Annotated in this window: 18 protein-coding genes; 10 read left to right on the forward strand and 8 right to left on the reverse strand. The window is 57.9% G+C overall.

Annotated elements, in window-relative coordinates; all coding sequences use genetic code 11:
- Window positions 1–1,036: 1,036 nt before the first annotated feature.
- The 9 genes from H7849_RS18460 to cmk all read left to right on the forward strand — a co-directional run bounded on the left by H7849_RS18460 (window position 1,037) and on the right by cmk (window position 10,519).
- A complete protein-coding gene (locus tag H7849_RS18460; RefSeq protein ID WP_186741414.1) occupies window positions 1,037–1,468 on the forward strand; it encodes a hypothetical protein in 432 nt (143 codons plus the stop codon).
- Window positions 1,469–1,596: 128 nt separating this feature from the next.
- Window positions 1,597–2,241, forward strand: a complete 645-nt coding sequence (locus H7849_RS18465) for a hypothetical protein (RefSeq protein WP_186741416.1) — start codon at window positions 1,597–1,599, stop codon at window positions 2,239–2,241.
- 113 nt (window positions 2,242–2,354) lie between these two features.
- A complete protein-coding gene (locus tag H7849_RS18470) occupies window positions 2,355–2,534 on the forward strand; it encodes a hypothetical protein (RefSeq protein WP_186741418.1) in 180 nt (59 codons plus the stop codon).
- Between the two features lie 110 nt (window positions 2,535–2,644).
- Window positions 2,645–3,115: a thioredoxin family protein gene (locus tag H7849_RS18475; protein WP_186741419.1), complete on the forward strand. Its 471-nt coding sequence runs from the start codon at window positions 2,645–2,647 to the stop codon at window positions 3,113–3,115.
- Between the two features lie 75 nt (window positions 3,116–3,190).
- Entirely contained in the window at window positions 3,191–4,087 is an 897-nt protein-coding gene (locus H7849_RS18480; protein WP_186741421.1) for a YihY/virulence factor BrkB family protein, read from the forward strand.
- Window positions 4,088–4,149: 62 nt separating this feature from the next.
- Window positions 4,150–5,679, forward strand: coding sequence for a pyruvate kinase (pyk, locus tag H7849_RS18485; RefSeq protein WP_186741423.1), 1,530 nt, complete (start codon window positions 4,150–4,152; stop codon window positions 5,677–5,679).
- 110 nt (window positions 5,680–5,789) lie between these two features.
- Entirely contained in the window at window positions 5,790–7,742 is a 1,953-nt protein-coding gene (gene mutL, locus H7849_RS18490; RefSeq protein ID WP_186741425.1) for a DNA mismatch repair endonuclease MutL, read from the forward strand.
- Between the two features lie 27 nt (window positions 7,743–7,769).
- A complete protein-coding gene (locus tag H7849_RS18495) occupies window positions 7,770–9,842 on the forward strand; it encodes a hypothetical protein (RefSeq protein ID WP_186741427.1) in 2,073 nt (690 codons plus the stop codon).
- The gene (gene cmk / locus H7849_RS18500; RefSeq protein ID WP_186741429.1) at window positions 9,839–10,519 is read left to right on the forward strand and encodes a (d)CMP kinase; all 681 of its coding nucleotides are present in this window, start codon (window positions 9,839–9,841) and stop codon (window positions 10,517–10,519) included. Before H7849_RS18495 ends, cmk begins: the two co-directional genes overlap by 4 nt.
- On the opposite strand, the gene H7849_RS18505 is transcribed toward cmk, so the two are convergent.
- Genes H7849_RS18505 through H7849_RS18525 form a run of 5 tightly spaced genes read right to left on the reverse strand, consistent with a single transcriptional unit; the run spans window position 10,488 to window position 14,787 of the window.
- A complete protein-coding gene (locus H7849_RS18505) occupies window positions 10,488–12,032 on the reverse strand; it encodes a DUF4097 family beta strand repeat-containing protein (RefSeq protein ID WP_186741431.1) in 1,545 nt (514 codons plus the stop codon). The two genes, cmk and H7849_RS18505, sit on opposite strands and share 32 nt — an antisense overlap.
- 3 nt (window positions 12,033–12,035) lie before the next feature.
- A complete protein-coding gene (locus H7849_RS18510) occupies window positions 12,036–12,350 on the reverse strand; it encodes a LiaI-LiaF-like domain-containing protein (protein WP_186741433.1) in 315 nt (104 codons plus the stop codon).
- Entirely contained in the window at window positions 12,347–13,189 is an 843-nt protein-coding gene (locus H7849_RS18515; RefSeq protein WP_186741435.1) for a B-box zinc finger protein, read from the reverse strand. Before H7849_RS18515 ends, H7849_RS18510 begins: the two co-directional genes overlap by 4 nt.
- Entirely contained in the window at window positions 13,186–14,031 is an 846-nt protein-coding gene (locus tag H7849_RS18520; protein ID WP_186741437.1) for an anti-sigma factor family protein, read from the reverse strand. The genes H7849_RS18515 and H7849_RS18520 overlap by 4 nt, the downstream gene beginning before the upstream one ends.
- The gene (locus H7849_RS18525) at window positions 14,032–14,787 is read right to left on the reverse strand and encodes an RNA polymerase sigma factor (RefSeq protein ID WP_251106349.1); all 756 of its coding nucleotides are present in this window, start codon (window positions 14,785–14,787) and stop codon (window positions 14,032–14,034) included.
- Between the two features lie 279 nt (window positions 14,788–15,066).
- On the opposite strand from H7849_RS18525, the gene H7849_RS18530 reads away from it, so the two are divergent.
- Complete coding sequence (locus tag H7849_RS18530) at window positions 15,067–16,593, forward strand: ArnT family glycosyltransferase (RefSeq protein ID WP_186741439.1); 1,527 nt, start codon at window positions 15,067–15,069, stop codon at window positions 16,591–16,593.
- Window positions 16,594–16,598: 5 nt separating this feature from the next.
- On the opposite strand, the gene H7849_RS18535 is transcribed toward H7849_RS18530, so the two are convergent.
- The 3 genes from H7849_RS18535 to H7849_RS18545 all read right to left on the reverse strand — a co-directional run bounded on the left by H7849_RS18535 (window position 16,599) and on the right by H7849_RS18545 (window position 20,372).
- Window positions 16,599–17,090, reverse strand: coding sequence for a DUF192 domain-containing protein (locus H7849_RS18535; protein ID WP_186741441.1), 492 nt, complete (start codon window positions 17,088–17,090; stop codon window positions 16,599–16,601).
- Between the two features lie 10 nt (window positions 17,091–17,100).
- A complete protein-coding gene (locus H7849_RS18540) occupies window positions 17,101–19,686 on the reverse strand; it encodes a SpoIIE family protein phosphatase (RefSeq protein ID WP_186741443.1) in 2,586 nt (861 codons plus the stop codon).
- Between the two features lie 263 nt (window positions 19,687–19,949).
- Window positions 19,950–20,372: an efflux RND transporter permease subunit gene (locus H7849_RS18545; RefSeq protein ID WP_186741445.1), complete on the reverse strand. Its 423-nt coding sequence runs from the start codon at window positions 20,370–20,372 to the stop codon at window positions 19,950–19,952.
- Between the last annotated feature and the right edge of the window lie 135 nt (window positions 20,373–20,507).

Here is a 20,507-nt window from a genome sequence, read left to right on the forward strand (position 1 = left end):
AAATTGATCTCGATGGCGCCTAGCAGCAAGGTAAATTCTCCATCCATGTCGAATGGCCCTCTACAGAGCATCGGCCTGAGCATTCTCTGTCCATGAATAATCAGCTTGTAGATGTGTTTCTGCTTGTTGATCGGCCCAGCCAACAGTTTGGGAGGCAATGCGGTTCCGTGCAATTGCAGCATATCGAGTTTTTGGTTCAACTGCCCAATGTCACGTTTCGTTATTCCTTCTTCCACAATCCACGTTTGAACGACGCTTCGATTTCTATTATCGGTGAAATCCCAAAGAACATGAGTCACAAACATCACCTTTTTGTGATTTTCAAGAGGGGAGATGCAAAAACATCGCATTTTTGTGATTAAAGCAATAGAGTTGATTGGACCTGCTTTGAAAACGCTTCATCGAAATTTCCCCACAATAATTCTTTGTCAAGTCCCTGAGAACTGCATCTTCACGCTAAGTTATTATTTCAAAATGGCTTATGTCACGAATAAAATTTGGCGTACCATTTCGCTCAACCTGCTAAAATAGAAATAAGAGCATAAATCAAAAGAAACGCCCGCCAAAAGCGGGCGTTTTTCATTTGCAGGGAAACTGGGACCCTCCCGTAAGTCAGTTTTAGACTTCAGTGCGCCAGCAACCAAAACAGTCTCTCTTAATTCCTCATTTTTGGCAGAAATTTGCGCTTAAGGGCCCACAAACAGCAGAAAATCACACCAAAATGCTGTCAAGCCCCCTAGACTTCCAAATTTGACCTAAGTCACACATTTAAAAGGAAATAAATTCTCCGGTAATTTGGCGTACCATTTCGCTCAACCTGCTAAAATAGAAATAAGAGCATAAATCAAAAACGAACGCCCGCCAAAAGCGGGCGTTTTTCATTTCCAGGAGAATCGGACCCTCCCGTAAGTCGTTGAAAACACTAGAAACCACTTAACTCAAGCCGAATCATAGGGATAGCAGGGGATGATCCCCCGCTAAGTCGTTGAAAATAAATAAAGCAGCCCACCCCATCCGGGGGAGGGGGAGGATACCCATGCCCGCCAGACAAAGCGCCACCTTCTACGAGTGCCAGCACGTTCGTCCCAGCGGAAAGAAATGCCGCGCCATCGCCATCCGCGACCACCGCTTCTGCTACTTCCACCTTCAGTCCCGTCGCGGATACTCGGCCATCACTCCCGCCGCCGCCGTAGCCAACGGAGCCACCGCGCCCGCGCCCCAGTCCGCAACCATCACCCTGCCCATGCTAGAAGACCGCACCGCCGTTCAGATCGTCCTTACCGACGTCCTTCGTGCGCTCGCCGCCAACCAGATCGACTGCAAACGAGCCAGCCTCCTGCTCTACGGCCTCCAGATCGCCTCCTCTAACTGCAGCCGACTCGACGAAATCGGCTATCTCCATCCAGTCCACAGCCTCGAACTCACCCCCGAAGGCGAAGAAGTCGGCCCTCTCGTCGAAACCGACTGACCAGGGATCACCTGGCCTGCGCCCGGGGACTTGTCCTCAGAAGACTGGCAATTTTGCCAATTCCCGGCGCGCGCGCTTGAGGCTACCATGAATGCCTTGAAACGCGAGTTTGTGATGGGAGCGAAGCTATGTGGATGAAATTGCGTTACGGCAGGTTGGTTTGCGGCCTGTTTGTTGGCGCGTCAGCGATGGCGCACGGCCAGCAGAAGGTTCTTGTCATCGATGGACATTCCGGGCAAATTCCGGTGATCGCTGCGGGCGGCGGGTCCTGCGTTGGCATTGAACCGCTGGCAAGTCTGATGAACGGTTCTCTGAGTTTCAGTGGAAATCAGATCACGTTATCACTGCACGGCGGTTCTGCAAGCCAGCCGGGGAGTCAGGGGTTCACGCAGGGCTTCCTGAGCGCAGCGATTGAAGCTATGTCCGAGATCCGGGAGTGGCGCAGTGCGCTACAGACTGCTGTGCAATACGGGTTTCCTACGAATAGTGACTGGGTGAATCACTACAGCGGTCCGGCGGCGGCAAGCGTCCGGCAGGCTTCTGTTGCCGCGACCAGCGAGTCTGATCGACATGCCGCTCAATTGATTGGGAACGAGCTGAACTTTATGCAGCAGTTGAGCGACAAGATGATTTCAGCGAGAAAGAATCTGAGCTATATTGCCCCCAACGCGCTCGAGACCGATCCGCTGGACAAAAAGATTCTGAATTGCGCGCACTCGCTGGCGGGAATGGAGGCGAGCGGCCAGTTCCATGACGATGGCTCTTGTCATTGAGAACACAGGGATAAGATTCGGCGAATTGTCCTTGCACAAGTGCGAATGGTATGGTGATTCCGCCTTAGATCGAGTGGCAAGTCATTCCCTTAAATCCTTTAAGGAGGTTTGTTATGGGATTGCTCGAAGATGCGGAGAAAATTGCGGGAGCCGTGGTGGCCGTGGAAGGCGTGAAGAAGCTGGATCCGAATGCATCGATCCTGACCGAAGGCGCGGCGGCCATCGCCGGGTTTGAAGGCGCTGGAGCCATTGCCGAGCACTTTGAAAAGAAAGAAGACGAGCCTCAGCAGTGATAACTGCGACGAGGGCGAACCGTTTCGGGCGTTTACGGTAGCGAAATCAAATTAGGATCGCCGGTCTCGGCTGTGGCATCCTATTGATACCTTGGGGAAATCTCCGCGCCATGAACAAACTACGTCACATTGCTGTCGCCGCATTCTTAGCTGCCACTCTCGCCGCAAGTGCGCAGACGCGCACCATCTACTCGGACACGGCAGATGCGCACCATGACATTACGCAGGCGCTGGTTACGGCGCAGCATGAGCACAAGCGCGTGATTCTGGACTTTGGCGGGAACTGGTGCGGCGATTGCCAGGTGCTCGATATTTATATGCACCAGCAGCCGAATCTGCAATTGCTGGACAGCAATTTTGTTCTCGTCCACGTGAATATCGGTCGCTACGACCGGAATACGGATATCGCGGACAAATATGACGTTCCGCTGAAGCGCGGGGTTCCGGGTCTTGCGGTTCTGGATGCGCACGGCAAGCTGCTCTACAGCCAGAAAAACGGCGAGTTTGAGGCGATGCGCAAGATGGATCCGGCGTCGGTGACCGAATTTCTGAACCAGTGGAAACCGAAACATAAGGCCTGAAGCGGGACTCCGCAGCGGCACGACGCAGGGCTGACACTTCCTCATGGCAGTGCATTGATTTAGTCTCGACAAGGTATGTTGCTGTGGCTGTGGACACATCTGAGGCGCGCCGCGTGGAATGCATTTCTCCACAACGCCTTTACCACTGCTAAAGCAGCTGCGTATTCGGGTATTTTGAGCATCTTTCCCGCGATTCTGACGGGCACTACGCTTCTGGCGCTGAGTCCGGAGACGGAAACGCTGGGTGATATTCGCTCCGCCTTCTACGACATTCTTCCGCCGGACACGATGGGCCTGGTGCAGAACTATTTCCAGATGAACCATGCGCGGTCGGTTCGCCTGGTGTGGTCGGCAACGGCGATTGCGATTCTCGCCTCGTCGGGTTTCATGCTGTCGATTATGGAAGGGTTTCGCCGCGCCTATCGGCTGCCGCGCGGCACATGGAACTTCTGGCGCGAACGCGTGGTGGCCTTCGGTCTGATTCCGATCACGCTGGTGCCGATGTTCTTTGCGACGCTGCTGATCGTTTTCGGACACCAGATTGAGCGCTGGATGATTGACAACGCCGACCATGCGCTGCGTCTTTACGTCATCTTTTTCTGGCGGCTCGTGCGATGGATTATTGCCATGCTGACGAGCGTGGCTGTGCTGGCGGTGATCTACCACTTCGGCACGCCGAAGACGCAGGACTGGCGGCGCGTGGTGCCGGGCGCCCTGCTCGCGACAGGAACGTGGTTCCTGATCACGATTGGGTATGGGTTGTACGTTACGCGCTTTGCCGACTATTCGGTGGTGTACGGATCGCTGGGCGCGGCTGTGGCTACGCTGGTGTGGCTCTACATGGTCTCGATCAGCATTCTCGTCGGCGCTGAATTCAACGCGCAGATTTTTCCGCTTCAAGTTTCTCATCCTGCTGCGCATGCGGAGGAGGAAGAAGATGTACTTGAGCACGGGAAAAGACAGACCGCCTAGCCGTCTAACCTTTATACGGGCGAGTTAAAATAAGCTCGACCACTCAAATATCTGGGGGATGGATGAACTTTACGGCTGCCGGCATCGGCAATAACCGCCGCGCCAAGATTGTGGGCACACTGGGGCCTGCGTCTAGCAATGAAACGACTTTTCGCGAACTGGTACGTGCCGGTCTCGATGTGGCAAGACTGAACTTTTCCCATGGAACCCAGCCGGAGAAACTGAAGCTGATTGAAATGGTTCGCCGCGTGGCCGAGGAGGAAGGCAAGCCGATCTGTATTCTGGGCGACCTGCAAGGACCGAAAATCCGCACGGGCCGCCTGAAGAATCGTATTCCTGTCCAGCTTAAAACAGGGCAGAAACTCACCATTACACCTCGCGACATTCCTGGAACCGCCACCACGATCAGCACTACATTTCCAACCCTGGCAGAAAATCTGGAGCCGGGAGCACGCATTCTGCTTTCCGACGGTCTGATCGAACTGCGTGTGCTCGATATTCCCGGCGAGGACGTGGAGTGCGAGGTCATCAACGGCGGAACGCTTGGCGAGCATAAGGGAATCAATCTTCCGGGGCTCGCGGTGCGTGTGCCTTCGCTTACAGAAAAGGACGAGAACGATCTTGAATTCGCAATCAAGAATGGCGTGGATGCGATTGCCGTCTCGTTCATTCGCACAGCGGATGATGTGAGTGTGGTGAAGCAGCGGATTGCGGCTCTGGGAGCGGACACCTGGGTGGTGGCCAAGCTCGAAAAACCACAGGCTATTGATAATCTCGAAAGCATTCTGGACGTGACCGATGGCGTGATGGTGGCGCGCGGCGACCTGGGCGTAGAAATGCCGCCAGAGAAGGTTCCTGCGATCCAGAAGCATGTGATTCGGCGCGCCGCGGCGCACCGCAAGCCGGTGATTACCGCGACGCAGATGCTTGAGTCGATGATCGAGAATCCGCGCCCTACGCGCGCGGAAGCGAGCGACGTGGCCAACGCTGTCTACGACGGCACCGATGCAGTGATGCTTTCGGCAGAGAGCGCGGCGGGCAAGTATCCGATTGAGGCGGTCAAGATGATGGCCAAGATCGTCCTTGAGACGGAATCGCACAAACCCGAGGTTCCGGTACATAACACCCAGCCGAGCCATATACGCCTTTCGATCGCGGAAACGATTTGCGAATCGATGGCGCACGCTGCCGAAGACCTTGATCTTGCCGCTATCGCCGTCTTTACGGAGACGGGGACGACGGCGCGGCAACTGTCGAAGTATCACCCCACTCCGCCGATCTACGCTTTGTCGAGCGTCGAGCCGGTGATCCATCGCATGAACCTGCTGTGGGGTGTGCATCCTGTCCGATGCGAGAAGGCACATACAGCCGAGCAGATGGTCGATATGGCGGAGCAGTTGCTCGAAGAAGGTGGGTATGTTCGACCGCAGGATATTCTCGGCATTGTAGCGGGAACCCGCACAAAGAGTGGCTCGACGAACTTTCTGCGTCTCCATGTTCTCGGCGACCGCCTGACGGCGCCTGCGGCGAAGAAGCTGGGCAATTCGCAGACGAAGAAAGCTGCTGCGAAAGGCAAGACTAAGAAGCGCTGAGTTGCGCCCGCTTGGAATGTGGCGGTCCGATTTATTTCGGGCCGCCATTCTCTTTTTGCACACAAGGTATGTATTTCGCACGCGGGTCAACCTGCTAAGGTGATTTTCAGATGGGACGCATCCGCATTCTTTCCGACCAGGTAGCCAACCAGATCGCCGCCGGCGAGGTGGTGGACCGTCCTGCGTCGGTGGTGAAGGAACTGCTCGAAAACGCTCTCGACGCGGGCGCGACACGCATTCGCGTTGAGGTGGAAGGCGGCGGACGCAAGCTGATTCGGATTACCGATAACGGCCACGGCATGATGCGCGATGATGCGCTGTTGGCCTTCGAGCGGCATGCCACGTCGAAGATCCGATCGAGTGATGACCTGCTTTCGATTGCAACGCTTGGTTTTCGCGGCGAGGCTTTGCCGTCGATTGCTTCGATTGCGCGGCTGGAGATGGAGACGCGAGCAGAGGATGAGGCATCAGGCACGCGCATTGAAATTGTTGGCGGCAAGGTGATGCGCGTGGATGATGCGGGCGTGCCCTCGGGAACGACTTTCACGATTCGCGACCTGTTCTTCAATACGCCTGCAAGGCGCAAGTTCCTGAAGGCAGAAACAACGGAGCTGTCCCATGTAACTGCGTTAGTTACACATTATGCGCTTGCGCATCCGGACAAGCATTTTGAGCTGCATTCGGCGACGCACGCGCTTCTGGTTGCGCCTCCCGTGAGAAAGGCAGAGGAGCGGATCTTTCAGATTTTCGGCCATGAGACGCTGGACCAGTTGCTTTCGATGGCAGCGGAGCGTCCGTTCGATCGCGCCGGATTGCCGGAGCCTCCGCCGTGGAGGCGGGATGAAGATTATGCGGCGCCGGAGCCTGGTTTTCTGCGTATCAAGGGCTTCATTTCGAAGCCCGAGTTGCAGAAGCTCAATCGGAATTCGATCTACATCTTTGTGAACCGCAGGCTGATTCGTGACCGCCTGATTCTTCATGCGGTGAGTGAGGCCTATCGCAATATCCTTCCGCCGACATCGTTTCCCGTCATCCTCATGTTCATGGAAATGCCGCCGCACGAGGTGGACGTGAATGTGCATCCGGCCAAGACCGAGGTTCGTTTTCGCCAGCAATCCTTGGTGCATGATTTTGTCCGTGACAGCATTCGCAACACGCTGATCTCGACACGGCCCGCGGCAGGATTTCTTGCCGCGCTCACGACGAATCCGCATGCAACGCCGTCACTCTTGCCATCGGTATCGCCGATGCCAGGCGAGCCGGAATCGACGCCGCCGGCGTTGATGCCCGATTCTGAGCCTCCGCTGAACACAGAAGAGGTGGCTGAGTTTACCCTTACGCCTCCGGCACTTCCTCCGGTTGAAGTGAGATTGCCTTTTGCCGATGCGTTGATGGCGGAAGCCAACGGAACTGGACCAACACCGCAACATGCGTGCGAGGCGGACATACCGGTTCAAGGCGAGCAGGCTGCGAGTCTAACTTCGCTGTCGTCGCTCAAGCCTTTGGGGCAATTGCGCGAGTCATTCATTCTGGCGGTGAACGATGAGGGATTGTGGATCATCGATCAGCACGTTGCGCACGAGCGAGTACTGTTTGAAAAGCTTTTGCGCGAGCGCGATGTGGAGCGGGTGCAGCACCAGCGCCTGCTGATGCCGTTGCTTGTGGAGCTGCTGCCGCACCAGATGGTCCTGTTTTCACGTATTAACGCAGAGTTGGAGCGCAATGGTTTTGAGGTAGAGCCCTTTGGGCCGCGAACGATTGCGGTGAAGGCCGCGCCGGTTGGTCTTGAAGGCAAAGAGCTGGAGCGAACGCTGATGGAAGTGCTGGAGCACTCCGAGCGGGAGGATCAGGCACAGAATCTTGAAACCCTGCGGACTCGCATCGCCGCTTCGATTGCCTGCCATTCTGCAATCAAGATCAACTTTCCGCTCGATCCGGTCCGCATGGAGTGGCTGCTGGCGGAGCTGGCAAAAACCGACCATCCCACGAGCTGCCCACACGGGCGTCCTATCGTATTGCGGTATTCTTGGAAAGACATCCAGCGGGCGTTTCAGCGAATTTGAACCGCCGCCCGCAAGAAGAAGGATTCTTTGACAACAGAGCAACTCCAGGCAGCGCGCGCCGAAAAATGGCGGCAGCAGGCAAATCCTCTCCTCACCAGTGAGGACGCAGAAGCGTGGATCGAGTCCACTGCCGTGAGCCTGTTTCTGCCTCGAAAGACACAATTGCAGGCGCCCGCACCTTCCTTTGTTGAAGCCGTGCTCGGTGAAACGAATGGCACTCCGGCGCCGACTGCGATACAGAATGCATTTGAAATGGCCACGCGGCTGTTTGCGGCAGATAAGGCTACGCCGCTCAATTTGCTGGGCGGAGTCTCCGAGCAGCCGGATTTTCTCGTCTCGCCTGAAACCTTGCCCTATGTTTTTGCGTTACGTGGAGACCGCGACTGGAAGCGTGGCCCGCGCGAGAAGTCTTCTCCGCTGGTGGTTGAATCATGGAAATTGCTCAAGCGCGAAGGAGCGCTCACCGTGCCAGAGATGCAGGAGCTTCTGGGGCGTGAACTGACGGAAGCCGCTGTGCTTCGCGCACTGTGCGAACTGTGGACGGCGTTGCGGGTGCTGCCGGTTTATACGCCTGGCGAGGCCACCACGTGGGAACTTTTCGAGTCCAGCCATCAGAAGGCGATGCAGGTGGGCGGCGGTATGGCACAGGCCACGGCTCTTTCCGCGCTGATCTCGCTCTATCTCGACTCGACGATTGCTGCCACTACGGAGGAGATCGAAACATTCCTGTCGCCCCTTGCGCCGCGCTCCCGCATCGGCGAGGTAGTGCGAGGACTGGCCGCTACGCGCCAGCTATTCACGATCTCTCTCGGCACACAGAGTCTGCTGCACATTGCCGGTGGCTTGCCCGAATTCCCGGTGATTGAGGCTCCAGCAGAAACTTCCGCAAACGAAACGCTGCCAGAACTGGGTCCGTCAGCGGCGCACGAGCGCCGGCCTTTTGTGCCGCGCAGCACGCCGGGTGGTGGTCCGCGCCGTGAGCGTCCTCCCTTTAGAGAACGCCCGGCGGCACGCGAAGGAGGCGAGACCTCCGGTAGAGATCGTCCCCGCAGAGAATGGAAGCCGCGCCCAGATCAACGCTCCTTTGGAACGGGTGAATCTCGTCCACGTCGTGCCGGCGGCGACGAGGGTTTCAAGAAACCCGTCCGTCCACGCACGGGAGAACAATCTTCGGGAGCGCCGGAGCGCAGAGAATGGAAGCCACGTCCGCAGCAAGGAGAATTTCGCCCGCGCCGCGAAGGAACGGGCCAGGGCGGATTCAAGAAGCCGTATCGGAGCCAATCTGGAAGCTCAGGATCGGGAGAAAAATTTCCGCGCCGCGAAGGTGAACAGCCGCGCGAATTCCGTCCACGCCGCACGGAGGGCAGTGAAGGTTCCGGCAGACCATACCGTGAGCGCACCGCTGGCGATAGACGGCCAGCAGGCAAATTCTCCCCACGCTCGGGCGGCCCGCAGCAACCTCCGCGCAAAGAGTGGAAACCGCGCCGTGAAGGCGCAGGTGAGGGGCGAATCGAATTCCGCCCTCGCCGTACTGAGGGGAGTGAAGGCTCCAGACCATACCGCGAGCGCGCCGCTGGCGATAAGCGTTCAGCAGGCAAATTCTTCCCGCGCACGGGAGGTCCGCAAAGACCGCCGCGTAAAGAGTGGAAACCGCGCCGTGAAGGCAGCGCGGGCGAGGGGCGCAGCGAATTCCGCCCCCGCCGCACAGGCGAACCAACCGAGCGGCGTGAATTCAAACCGCGTTCGTCTGCAGGCGGAGGCTTTCGCCCTCGCCGCGAAGAAGGTGGCGCTGATCGCCGGTCCAAGCCCACAGGAGAAAGGCGTTTTGGCGCCAAGCGCTCTTCTGAAAACAGAGAAGGCCGCGCAGGCTTCGACCGCAAGAAGCCGCCGCAGCGAGAGCGACGTGCTGAAGGCGGAGACGCCGAGCGTCCGAGAAAATCTTTTTCTAAGCCAGATTTTAAGGGCGGCAAAAGCTTCGGAGGACCGAAGAGCGGGGGCAGAAAGCCTTCGTTTGGAGCGAAGCGCCCGAGTCGTCCGGGCGGGAAGCCATCTTTTGGAAAGCGCCCAAATAACAGGAAAGGGAAAAAATCCGGCGAATGATTGGTCGTCGATTGATTGTGGCCATTGACGGACCCGCTGGCGCAGGCAAGAGCACAGTAGCAGGAAAGCTGGCCGCGGATTTTGGTCTATTGAACCTTGAGACGGGAGCGATGTACCGCGCCTTTGCGCTCAAAGCCATCGAGAATGGCGTTCCTTCCGACGACGCTGCGGCGCTTGAAAAGCTTGCTGCCGAGACATCGATCGGACTGGAAGCAACGCCTGCGGGGAATCGCGTGCTGCTGGATGGAAGCGATGTGACCGCACGCGTGCGTGATGCTGCCGTGACGCAGGCTGCATCGCAGGTCAGCGTACATCCTGCCATTCGCAGCTGGATGGTCGACCTTCAGCGCAAGCTGGGAGAAAAAGGCGGCGTTGTAATGGAGGGCCGGGACATCGGGACGGTGGTGTTTCCCGATGCCGATATCAAGATTTTTCTCGATGCTTCACCGGAGGCGAGAGGCGAGAGGCGCTTCGAGCAATCGGGCAAGGTGACGACCCAGGAATCGATTCTCAAAGAGATTCGGGAGCGCGATCAGCGGGACAGGAACCGGGCGCAGTCTCCATTGAGGCCCGCGCCCGACGCTGTGGTGATTGATTCGACTGACCTGACGCTTGAAGAGGTGGTCAACAAGGTTCAGGACCTCATTACTGCTCGGTTGGTGCTGCAGGCGCAGTAGGCTCTTTCGGAGCGCGTAGATGTTTTGCGCCTGCGGGAGGTGTCGGTGGTGGTGGTGGAACTGGCGCCGACGGACTGCCTCTGCGCAATTGCAGATCGCCGTGGCCGGTTGAGAGTTCGAGGTGTGGGCCGCCGGTTCCGATTTGCCCCTGAGCTGACTTTCGGTCGTCGGAATTGGTCATCGTCAGGGGGAAGTCTGTGTGCAGGTCTCCATCGGCATTGGACGCTGTTACGGCAAAGCTCGCGTTCTCCGGTACGGTCACCGTAATGTTTCCGGTCCGGTTGCTGACCTGCAGATTGCCGAGCGGCATGGCAGCCGTGATGTTCACATCGCCATTGTTGTTTTCGATGTGAGCGTCGCCGCTGAGTTGCGACAGATCGATATCCTTGGAGCGGGTGACGATACGCACAGGGCCCACGGCTTGGCTTACATTCAGGTCGCTCGAATCCATGGTCATGTCGCCTTGCAATCTCTGAATTGCGATGTCGGAGCGGCTGGAATGAAAGTGCACGGTCGAGCCGATCTGTTCGAGATGCGTGTCGCCGAAGAATTCGCCATCGAGGGTGACATTGCCCTTTATGTCGGACAAGGTAACATCGCCGGAGTGGCCGTCGACCGTCACATCTCCCGCGATCTGGTGTGCTGAGAGATCACCGTGATCCATGCGCGCGTGAACGGTGCCGCCCATGTTATCGAATTTCACGTCGCCGTGACTGGCAGATACATCAGAGCCGGTCTTGAGGCCCTCGATGGTGACATCGCCACGTCCGGCGTTAACGACGGTGCTCGCGGTTGGCGGCAACTCGACGGTGAGATCGACGCGTGAGTTGTTTCTGCCTTCAATGCTCAAGACAACGTTTGAACCGGAGTTGATCACCTTCGGCGTTACTGCTTCGAAGGTCTTGCGGGCATCATTGTCAGAGGACGTGTGAACGACCTGGTGGGCCTTCAGGTGCATCCTGTCGTCGGAGGAAGCAGTAATGGTCACGTCGCCGCGCGGGTTCTGGATCTGCACGGATGCGTTTGGAGAGATGGCTTCGTCCTGCTGCACGTCGTTGTCGTGCTCTTCTCCCATCAGCGACCAGAAGTCATCACGATTGTCAGAGAATTGGTCGCTCAGCGGCCCCCAGACGTGAGCAGCGTGCGTGCCCCATCCGCCGATGATGAGCAGAATGATGAGGAAGCCAAAGCCCCCCATCGACCTGCGGCCTGCATACGGGTTGTTGCGGTCGATGAAATATTCGAGGAGCAGAATGAGCCCGATGCCAATGAGAAGCATCGGCCACCATTGCGCATACCACGACCAGAAACGCGCGGCGTTTAGCCGGCCTGTCTCCATGAGCAGAGCGAGAATGCCGACGGCCAGCAGGATGACGGGCCCGGCAATGGAGGGCCGATGATAGTAGCGCCAATAGTAGCGGCGTGCGCGCATCGCGTCTTTTTGCGCGCGCTGCCAATCCTTCCATTGCTGACGGCTGTCGCGTGGGCTGTAGGGAGGAGGTGCTGCGGCCATGGCTTACCTCCTGTCCCCGGAGTCGTTGGTCGGCGTAATGCCGGTGTCGGTTGGAACGAGTGCCGTTGATCCTGTCGCGGGCGCTGGTGTTGGGCCGGCAGCCGGTGGATAACCGGCGTATCCCGGCTGATATTGAGGCGGCTCGGCAGTTGCCAGAGCGGCGCGCTGAGCGAGCTTTATTACACCCAAGACGATCAGATACAAAGGCCAGCTGCGTCCGAAATTGAGGACGCCCCACTGGTCCATCAGTGCGCATATGCCGAAAGTGAGCAACATGGCTGGACCGGTAATGCGCTGGAGAAAAATGTACTGATTCATTGAGCACCTCCACTCGGCGGTGCAGGGGGCGGCGGCACTTCGCGAGTTCTGCGTACGAGCAGCCAGACGCCTATGACGATCACCAGGACGGGCCAGCCGCGCCCGATCCAGTCAAAGCGGAATATATGCAGTGTGCTGAAGAGAAAGAGCATGCCGACGATGATGAGCACGATCGCGCCTACCGGCTCAGGCCGCCGTCCCGGGAGGTCAGGAAGCATGGGCGGAATCGGTGGAATGGGCGGCACCGGCGGCACGGCCGCATAGGGATCCACAGGCGTATAGGGTTCTCCATATCCTGAGGGCGGCGGTACGGGTGGCGCCTGATATTGACCTTGGGGCGGAACCGCTCCCATGGGCGGTGCGGCATAGGAACGGTTGGGAACAAGCCGCTGACCCAGTTCGTTCAGTCCAAATGGATCAGGCAAGGGCAATCCGTTACGGCGTGCCTGCGCAGTCTGGTAGGCGTCGAAGACTTGATAGAAAACCCAGGCTGCGATGAAAATGCCGAACAACGGGTGTTCGTTGGTAATACCGATCAGCACAACGAAAACCAGGACGTGAATCAGCGCCTTGATGAACTGACCGTTGAACATGGCGCCGACGCCCGGTATGAAGCCGAGAACAAAAGCCAGGGCCGGATTCGGTCCGTCGGATTCTACCGGGATCGGAGCGCCGGGCGCCGCGGTGGGCGTCGCTCCGGAAACGCCGAGCTTTGCTGCCAGGCAGGGTTCGCAATAAATTACGCCCGAAATCGAGCGCACGCATTGAGTGCAAAGCGGCTTGCCGCAATTTTGGCAGTATGCCGCAACCGGAAGATCAGGATGATTCGCGCAGTTCATGCCAAGCTCCTTTCTGCTTGGTCTGCTGTTCTTTTCACGACCAATTCATTTACCTCTACAACTTCTTCTTTACGCAGATTCTGCGCTTTCTCTGTCTCCGTCTGGTCCAGGTCGGCCAGCACTGGCGGGCCCGCAACGACTGGCCCCGGCATTCCAGGGTGATTAGGAGTTGTGAGCTTGCCGCCTGTCTTGTGACCATCGCCCGGCGGATTGCCCGGTTGCTTTTCGTCCTTGCGCGGCTGCGTGTTCTGGTCTGTCTCGGAATCGCGGCGCAGCTCGCGCATCTTAGATTCGACTTCATACACCAGCCGAATGTTCTCGTAGTAGCTCACCATCTGCTTCTTCGCGCCGTAGAACTGCCGGGCGATCGTCGTCTGCAATGCCGAAGGCTTCAGGTCGGCCAGGCGCAGCGTATCCAGGCGGACGCCGAAGAGACTCAGCGAAAGGGCGAGCGAAAAGAAAGCCATGGCGGCGGTCATCAGCATGCGCGCATCGCGGAAGGTGCGCCGCGTGGTGAAATGTGCCACCGGCACAGCGACTGGCTGGGCCGGGCCAGCTACGGCCAGCTGCGGCAACGAGGCTCCGCTGGTGCGGCCAAGAATCTTCGAAACCAGATCCCCAGGAACCGACGGCTCCTCATGCAGATAGGTCATCCACTCCTGCCCCTGCTTTGCCTGCGCCAGCATCTCGGCGCACATGGGGCATTCGCTTCCGTGGGAGGTGAAAACGGCTTTGTCCTCAGCTTTCAGCGTTCCATCGAGAGCATCCACCAGCAGGGCTTCCCACTCTTCGCACTGCAGAGGGCCCGTCTGATTCTGTTGAAATGGGTTGCGCTCTGACATCTAAACCACCTGCCTTCCATTACGCTGCAGAAGCCTCGCCAGTTCCGCCCGACCGCGGCTGATGCGCGACTTTACAGTCCCTTCAGGAATACGTAAAACCTGCGCGATCTCCTTGTAGTCCATGTCTTGCAAGTCGCGCAGAATCACTGCTTCGCGGAGCTCCGGCGACACTTTGGTCAATGCCGCCTGCACCATCTTTTGCAGTTCTTTTTGTGCCGCATGCTCGTGCGGCGTGGGTCGCGGATCGGAGAGCCGGTCCGCAATCTTTCGCTCTTCGCTTTCGTCCCATCCGGCATCCATCGAGTCGGTCACACGCTGCTGCTTGGAGCGGCGGAAGTGATCGACTAAAAGGTTCCGGGTGAGGGTTGTGATCCAGGTCTGAAAGCTGCCTTTAGCGACATCGAATGTCGCCAGGTTGCCGTAGATTTTGAGAAAAACTTCCTGAGCCAGATCTTCGGCGTCGTGCGGCGAACCGGTAAAACGGTAGCAGAGCCCGTAAACACGCCGATGGTGAGCTTTGACCAGCTCTGTCCATGCTGTTGAGTCGCCGTCGAGACAGCGCGTGACAATCAGTTGCCAGTCTGCGTCCAAATGCCTTTCCCCTGGTCTGTCTGCTGACCGGCGCGCCCCGCTGCCGACCCCGGCATCCTGAGGCCGCAGCCATGGATCAGGAGATTGCGGGCGCTTATCCATGCCCCGCGATACCGTCCTGGCCACGCCCCATCCATTCCACGTTATGGTGCCGGCTGCGCTCATGCAAGAGAATACGAAAGAACATAAGATTCGGTTCCCCTCCGCGGTCCAGGAATTGCCCTGCCAGCTTGAAGGCGCTTTTTGGGCGTTGAAGAGCGCGCCAAGGGCAAATATCCTCTCCTTCTGAAGGACAATCAAAGGACTATGTCTTTGATTTAAGCCTCATATATAACGGGAGATAAGAATTGCTTGACAGAAAGTGCAGCCGTGCGCCCGTCGCAACTAAGTCTGACCGCTATGGGTTGGCATAGGAGTGTCTCCCCAACTTTGGTGAATTGGACGGTGAAGCGGACCCGCATCTTGACCTTTGCCTGGATTGCCGGCATTTGCGTGCTCTATGGCATTCACCTTCTTCATTTGCGCGCCGACTTCCCCAACTTCTCGCCTTGGATGGACTACTCCAAGTACACCGACGAGGGATGGTATGGCAGCGCTGCCGCGCGCCATTTTCTGAACGGCTCCTGGCGTGTTCCGGGCGATTTCAACCCGGCGGCCGCTTTGCCTGTCTGGCCACTGCTCGAAGGTATGGTCTTTCGCTTTACAGGCGTTAGCCTGGCCGCTGCGCGCCTTCTGGTGCTGGCTGTGTTTGCGGGAAACCTGTTGCTGACCTATGCGCTGATTCGCACGCAGCAAAAGCAGCCTGTTGCCCTGCTCGGCGTGACCATTGCCGCGGCAAGCGCCTTTCTCTATGCTTTTGGCCGCCTCGCGATCCTTGAGCCGTTGCTTGTTTTCTGGATGCTGCTCTCATGGCTGCTGGCCTTGCGGCTCTCGCGAGCGTCGTCGAAAGGACAACGCTACGTGCTGCTGGTCGCCATCGGTTTTCTGGTCTGCCTGCAGATTCTTACCAAGACGACGGCGATTTTCGTGATTCCGGCCACGGTTTACCTGATCTTGCACGCAGCGCAGTATCGGGTGAAGGATTTTGTCAAAGACGCGGCGATCATGGCCTTCGCTGGCCTTGTTCCCTGGGGTGTCTATTATTTCGTCGTTGTCCGCCCGCGCTTCCTTGCCGATTATCACTATCTATTTGACGCAAATAAGTGGGAGCAGCCGACAACGCTCGGCGGCTGGATTGCGACCTTCTGGTACGCGCTTCATGGCGCGTTGTGGATTGACACCATTCTCTGCCTGCTGGCGGTTGTTTTGCTTGCGCTTTCATTTTTCTGGCTGCGCGGGCTGTGGAGGAATCCTCTGATTGTGGCGTCGCTGTTGGCTGCAGCCGGATACATCTTCTTCACCGGCTGGCATAACAACATGCAGCCGCGCTACTACCAGATCGTCGCCTTTCCGCTGATCATCGTCGTGTGTACTGGAACGGCGGCGTTGCTCGAGAAGCGTAGATGGATGGGCGTGGCTGCTCTGGCAGTTATCGTCGTCAGCATCGGCTTCAACCTTCGGCTGATCGCACACTTCATGCGCCATACCGATCACGGCTTCGTCATCGCGGCCAGGCGCCTGACCCGGTACATCGATCAGCATCCGAATGGCAACCGTCTGCTGCTTTCGATCAGTGGAGCCAACATCACGCTCATCACGCATCTGCCTTCGATATGTGATGACTTCGGCACGTATGATCTGCCGTATCGCATTCACGCCTATCAGCCCGGCTGGTACGCAGCCTGGAACGAAATCGATCCGGGCACGCTCGAAGACCTGAAGACGCAGTATTCCTTGCAGCGGGTGGCTCGCTATCATGCCTTCGACGACGAAGACCGCAACGTGCTGATCCTGTACAAGCTCGTTCCTTTGCCGCCAGAAAAACGAACCTACGATGCGGCGGTTGAACTGGCAGCCAATGCTGGGAAGTAACTGATTCAGTTCAGATTGAAGTTGACCGTTTGTCCCGTTTCGAGGCCATGCGCCTTGATCGAGCCGACGGGCAATTCAAGCACATAAGTGGCGGTGGCGTGCCCTCCGTAGGAAGGGCATGTGCTGGACTTGCCCTTGCAGGGTGGGGTGTTCGGCGACATCTCCACGATGCGATGACTTTCATCCATCCAGATGATGTCGAGGCCGATCTTGCAGTGATACATCCAGTAGCCGTACTGGCCAGGATGCTCGTGGATAAAAAGCATGCCGCGACCTTGCGGGAGACTCGTGCGGCCCATTAACCCGTAGTTGCGCTCGGCTTCCGTCTTTGCCAATTCGACGTGGACTGTGGAGCCATCCGGCAGCATAACGAGGGTATCGGCTGCGCGCGGCGCAACCTGAGGAATGACCGGCTCATTGTCCTGCGCAGGCAGGTTGAGAGCGGTGCCTGAAAGCAGCAACAGCCCAACTGACCAGACTAACCATTTCTTATGCATCGTTACGATTCTACGGCTCCAGCTTCAAGATCAGCAGCGTCATGTCGTCATGTTGCGGCGCCCCGGCGGTGAAGACGTCGGCGGCGGCAAAGAGATCGTCGAGCACGTCATTGGCGGGCTTATGCAGAGAGCGGCGCGCGGCTTCGATCATGCGCTCGTCACCCCACTCCTCATCTTCTTTCGTCATCGCTTCGCTGATGCCATCGGTGTACAGGATGAGCAGGTCACCTGGCTCAAGAGTCAGCGTTTGCTCGGTATAGGGGGCGAAAGGGAGCAGGCCGACCACCGGACCGTCGGCTTCAAGACGGATGGTCTCGCCATTTCGGAGGAGCACGGGCGGATTGTGGCCCGCGTTGACGCATTCGAGTTTGCGTGTTGCCGGGTCGTAGGAGGCGAAGAAGAATGTCGCGTACCGGTTGGAGGCCGAGGCTTCGTAAACCAGTCGATTGACTTTGTGCATCAGCTTGGCGAAATCGCGGGGACTATCGAGAGTTACGCCGCGGAGCGACGCTCGCAGACTGGCCATCAACAATGCCGCGGAGATGCCTTTACCGGACACATCACCGACCGCCAAGCCCACGCGGCCGTCACCAATATCGATCACATCATAGTAGTCTCCGCCAACGCCAAGCGCGGGACGGCAGTAGCCCGCGATTTTTGCTCCCGGCAGTTCGGGCATTTCCTGCGGGAAGAGCCGTTCCTGCACCTCGCGCGCGATTTCCATTTCGCGATTGATGCGTTCCCGTTGCGCTGCCTCTGAGGCCAGAGAGCGAGCCAGCTCGCTCACCTCAAGCGCAAGACCGGTCTGCGATGCGAGCGCCTGAAGCAGCTTCAGGTCCGCCGAAGAATACGCCGCTTCCGATCGCTTCGGGCCGAGCGCCATGACGCCCATCATGCGATTCCTGCCCGGCAGAGGGAGCAGCAGCTCGGAATTCATTTTGTCGAGCGCGTATCGCTCGGCGGTACCTGCCATCAAGTACCATGCGTCGGGGTCTTCGCGGTACAGACGCGCGGGCTCGTTCGAATTTGTCAAATAACGCACGGCAGAGGACTGCAGCGGAAGCGTCAGAGTTCTGCCTGCGGCAATGCCGATCGATTGCTGCAGTACGAAATATTCTCCGCGCCGCAACAGCATGGCGATCTGGTCGACGTGCAAAGTCTCTGCGACGCAGCGGGCCACAGTTTCGAGCAGCGGTTCCGTCTCGGTGTAGCGCCGCACCTCCTCAGCGAGTTCATTGAGGACGCGCTCGGCATCGTACGCCTCGCGGAAGAACCTCCGATCCAGCCATTGCTGGATGCGCTTGTGCACGCCCATCCGCAAAATCATGACGAGCGCGAAGAAGATGAGCGGGCCCAGCAGGTCCGCGAGCTGCGGCTGTTTCTTGCCAAAGATAGGCAGGATGAGTTCGACCGCAACCACCGTGAGCAAGGCAATTTGAACTACCCATAGAGTCGCCTTGGCCAGGGCGTAGCGCGCGCCCATCCGAAGCAGGATGCGCACGTCCATGGCACGCTGCACCAACACCACGTAGACGAGTGAAAAAGGCGCAAACAGGAATGCTGTGATTCCGGCATAACCAATCCATAAGCGACCCTTTTGAGCGGGAGTGATGCCAAAATGCGGCAACACAATGAAGACCAGCAGGAGCGCGGAGAGTCCGATGCTCATGCCGGTTGTCAGAACACGCAGCCTTCGCCGCGCATCTTCAGTAGAGGCTGAGCGCAGCTTGTCGAGGGTCAGCGCCAGGGAGAGCACCAGGCAGACAAGGTTGAGGAAGTTCGTCGTCTGCTCCGCCCAGTGGCCCGCGCGGACCAGCATCGGGCCATTTCCTGCGCCGTAATGCGAGCCATAGATGATCGGCCCGAAAATGACGGCACATAGCAGCAAAGGAATCAAGATTACCCATTTTGCCCACGGAAACCTGACATTCCAGCGGGACCGCTCAGGGAAATAAATGCCAAAGAGCAGCAGCGCCGGGGAGGCAGCGAACTGCATTGTCTGAAACCAGAATTCCAGAAAAAGTGCGCCAAGCCCCGTGGCAAAGCCGTGGTGCAAGGAAAAAAGCACGGTGGGGAAGTTCAGCAAGATCAGCAATAGCCATGCGTTGCCGTCTGTCGGCTTGGCGATCACTACCCAGAAGCCCATCAAGAGACAGCCCAGGGCAACACCGGCGAGAATAATCTCCTGCAACGAGAGAACGAGATAAGGAATGCCTGCAATGAGCGGCTTCTGCGGAACAAACGTGATCGTCGCCGTTCCCGTACTTCCATCTTTGCGGGTGAATCCGACATCCATCATGTCGTCGGGATGCGCAGTATTCAGGATTTCATCCCACACCCGGGCTGAGTATGGAACGCCGTTCAGGGAATCAAGGTGGGCTCCTTCTGGAACTTTGGCGGCTCTGGCCTCCGGCTGTAGGGAGCCAATCACGCAAGTGTCATTGTCGTAAACAAATGGCGCCTGGACATGGCGCTCCGGATGAAAGACAGCAGTCCAGTGGTCGAGAGTCGTTGATAACCAGTAGCCAACACTGGCCAATACATAAAGCCCCAGGAAAAAGCGCAGCAAATTGGGAGAAACTTTGTTGATCTTCATTCTCTGGCCACCATAGTATCCGGCTCCCAGCGCTTTCTACGCAGGGAATCTGTGCGCGGTTCAGATTGTGTTCCGGATCACGACACGGATAGAAGTCGGACGCCGCAGCCGACGCAGGACTTAACGAAGAATTGCGCGCAAGCGGGAGGGAATCTGGAAAGGTGAGCTTTGGAGCACCAGGCAGGAATTGAACCCTGCGAATACTGATTTCGCAGGCTGGTCGATTTCAGTAAAATCAATAACCTAAGTGGAAAATCCCATACTCAAAAACCCTTGAACTTACTCTCGCGTACTTTCTCAATGAGGTGAAAATGGGGTTTTCGGCGCCCTGCTTCCGGATGCCGCGGGCTGCGGTCTGCTGTGCTACCGAGGCGTCCAGGTCTGGAGCCGAGATGATCGCCAGCAACTGACCCCTGTGTACCGTATCCCCCAGGTCCACAAACCGGGCCCTTCAGATACCCGGAGACCCGCGCATAAATGTGCGCGCTCCGGAGTGGGATCACAGTGCCCGGCAAGGTCAATACCTGCTCCGAGCTTGCGATGTGCACGGTCTGCACTTCCACGATCGGCCATGCGACATCCTTCAGAACCACCGCGCCATTCACCGTACGAATCGGCAGAGCGTTCAACTCTGCGATGGTCTCCGCGCTGCTGTTGGTTCCAACCAGGTACTCCCGGTCGCCCATCTTCGCCGTGCCTCACACCCGGTTGAAAATGGGTCTTGATAACTCCCACGCCGCTGTACGACTGCGATTCCGTGTACTGAATGTTATTCACGGTGGTTGGAAGCGCCCGCTCGCATACCGCGATGATGCGCTTGG

Origin of the sequence: Alloacidobacterium dinghuense (genome assembly GCF_014274465.1) — a bacterium.
In the GTDB taxonomy this organism is placed as follows: domain Bacteria; phylum Acidobacteriota; class Terriglobia; order Terriglobales; family Acidobacteriaceae; genus Alloacidobacterium; species Alloacidobacterium dinghuense.

Excerpts from the sequence above, each read along its gene's own strand:
- H7849_RS18535 (WP_186741441.1), bottom strand. The coding sequence starts at position 17,090 with ATGCATAAGAAATGGTTAGTCTGGTCAGTTGGGCTGTTGCTGCTTTCA.
- H7849_RS18480 (WP_186741421.1), top strand. The coding sequence starts at position 3,191 with ATGTTGCTGTGGCTGTGGACACATCTGAGGCGCGCCGCGTGGAATGCA.
- H7849_RS18540 (WP_186741443.1), bottom strand. The coding sequence starts at position 19,686 with ATGAAGATCAACAAAGTTTCTCCCAATTTGCTGCGCTTTTTCCTGGGG.
- mutL (WP_186741425.1), top strand. The coding sequence starts at position 5,790 with ATGGGACGCATCCGCATTCTTTCCGACCAGGTAGCCAACCAGATCGCC.
- H7849_RS18470 (WP_186741418.1), top strand. The coding sequence starts at position 2,355 with ATGGGATTGCTCGAAGATGCGGAGAAAATTGCGGGAGCCGTGGTGGCC.
- H7849_RS18520 (WP_186741437.1), bottom strand. The coding sequence starts at position 14,031 with ATGTCAGAGCGCAACCCATTTCAACAGAATCAGACGGGCCCTCTGCAG.
- H7849_RS18460 (WP_186741414.1), top strand. The coding sequence starts at position 1,037 with ATGCCCGCCAGACAAAGCGCCACCTTCTACGAGTGCCAGCACGTTCGT.
- H7849_RS18505 (WP_186741431.1), bottom strand. The coding sequence starts at position 12,032 with ATGGCCGCAGCACCTCCTCCCTACAGCCCACGCGACAGCCGTCAGCAA.
- pyk (WP_186741423.1), top strand. The coding sequence starts at position 4,150 with ATGAACTTTACGGCTGCCGGCATCGGCAATAACCGCCGCGCCAAGATT.
- H7849_RS18475 (WP_186741419.1), top strand. The coding sequence starts at position 2,645 with ATGAACAAACTACGTCACATTGCTGTCGCCGCATTCTTAGCTGCCACT.
- H7849_RS18525 (WP_251106349.1), bottom strand. The coding sequence starts at position 14,787 with ATGAGCGCAGCCGGCACCATAACGTGGAATGGATGGGGCGTGGCCAGG.
- H7849_RS18510 (WP_186741433.1), bottom strand. The coding sequence starts at position 12,350 with ATGAATCAGTACATTTTTCTCCAGCGCATTACCGGTCCAGCCATGTTG.
- H7849_RS18545 (WP_186741445.1), bottom strand. The coding sequence starts at position 20,372 with ATGGGCGACCGGGAGTACCTGGTTGGAACCAACAGCAGCGCGGAGACC.
- H7849_RS18515 (WP_186741435.1), bottom strand. The coding sequence starts at position 13,189 with ATGAACTGCGCGAATCATCCTGATCTTCCGGTTGCGGCATACTGCCAA.
- cmk (WP_186741429.1), top strand. The coding sequence starts at position 9,839 with ATGATTGGTCGTCGATTGATTGTGGCCATTGACGGACCCGCTGGCGCA.
- H7849_RS18465 (WP_186741416.1), top strand. The coding sequence starts at position 1,597 with ATGTGGATGAAATTGCGTTACGGCAGGTTGGTTTGCGGCCTGTTTGTT.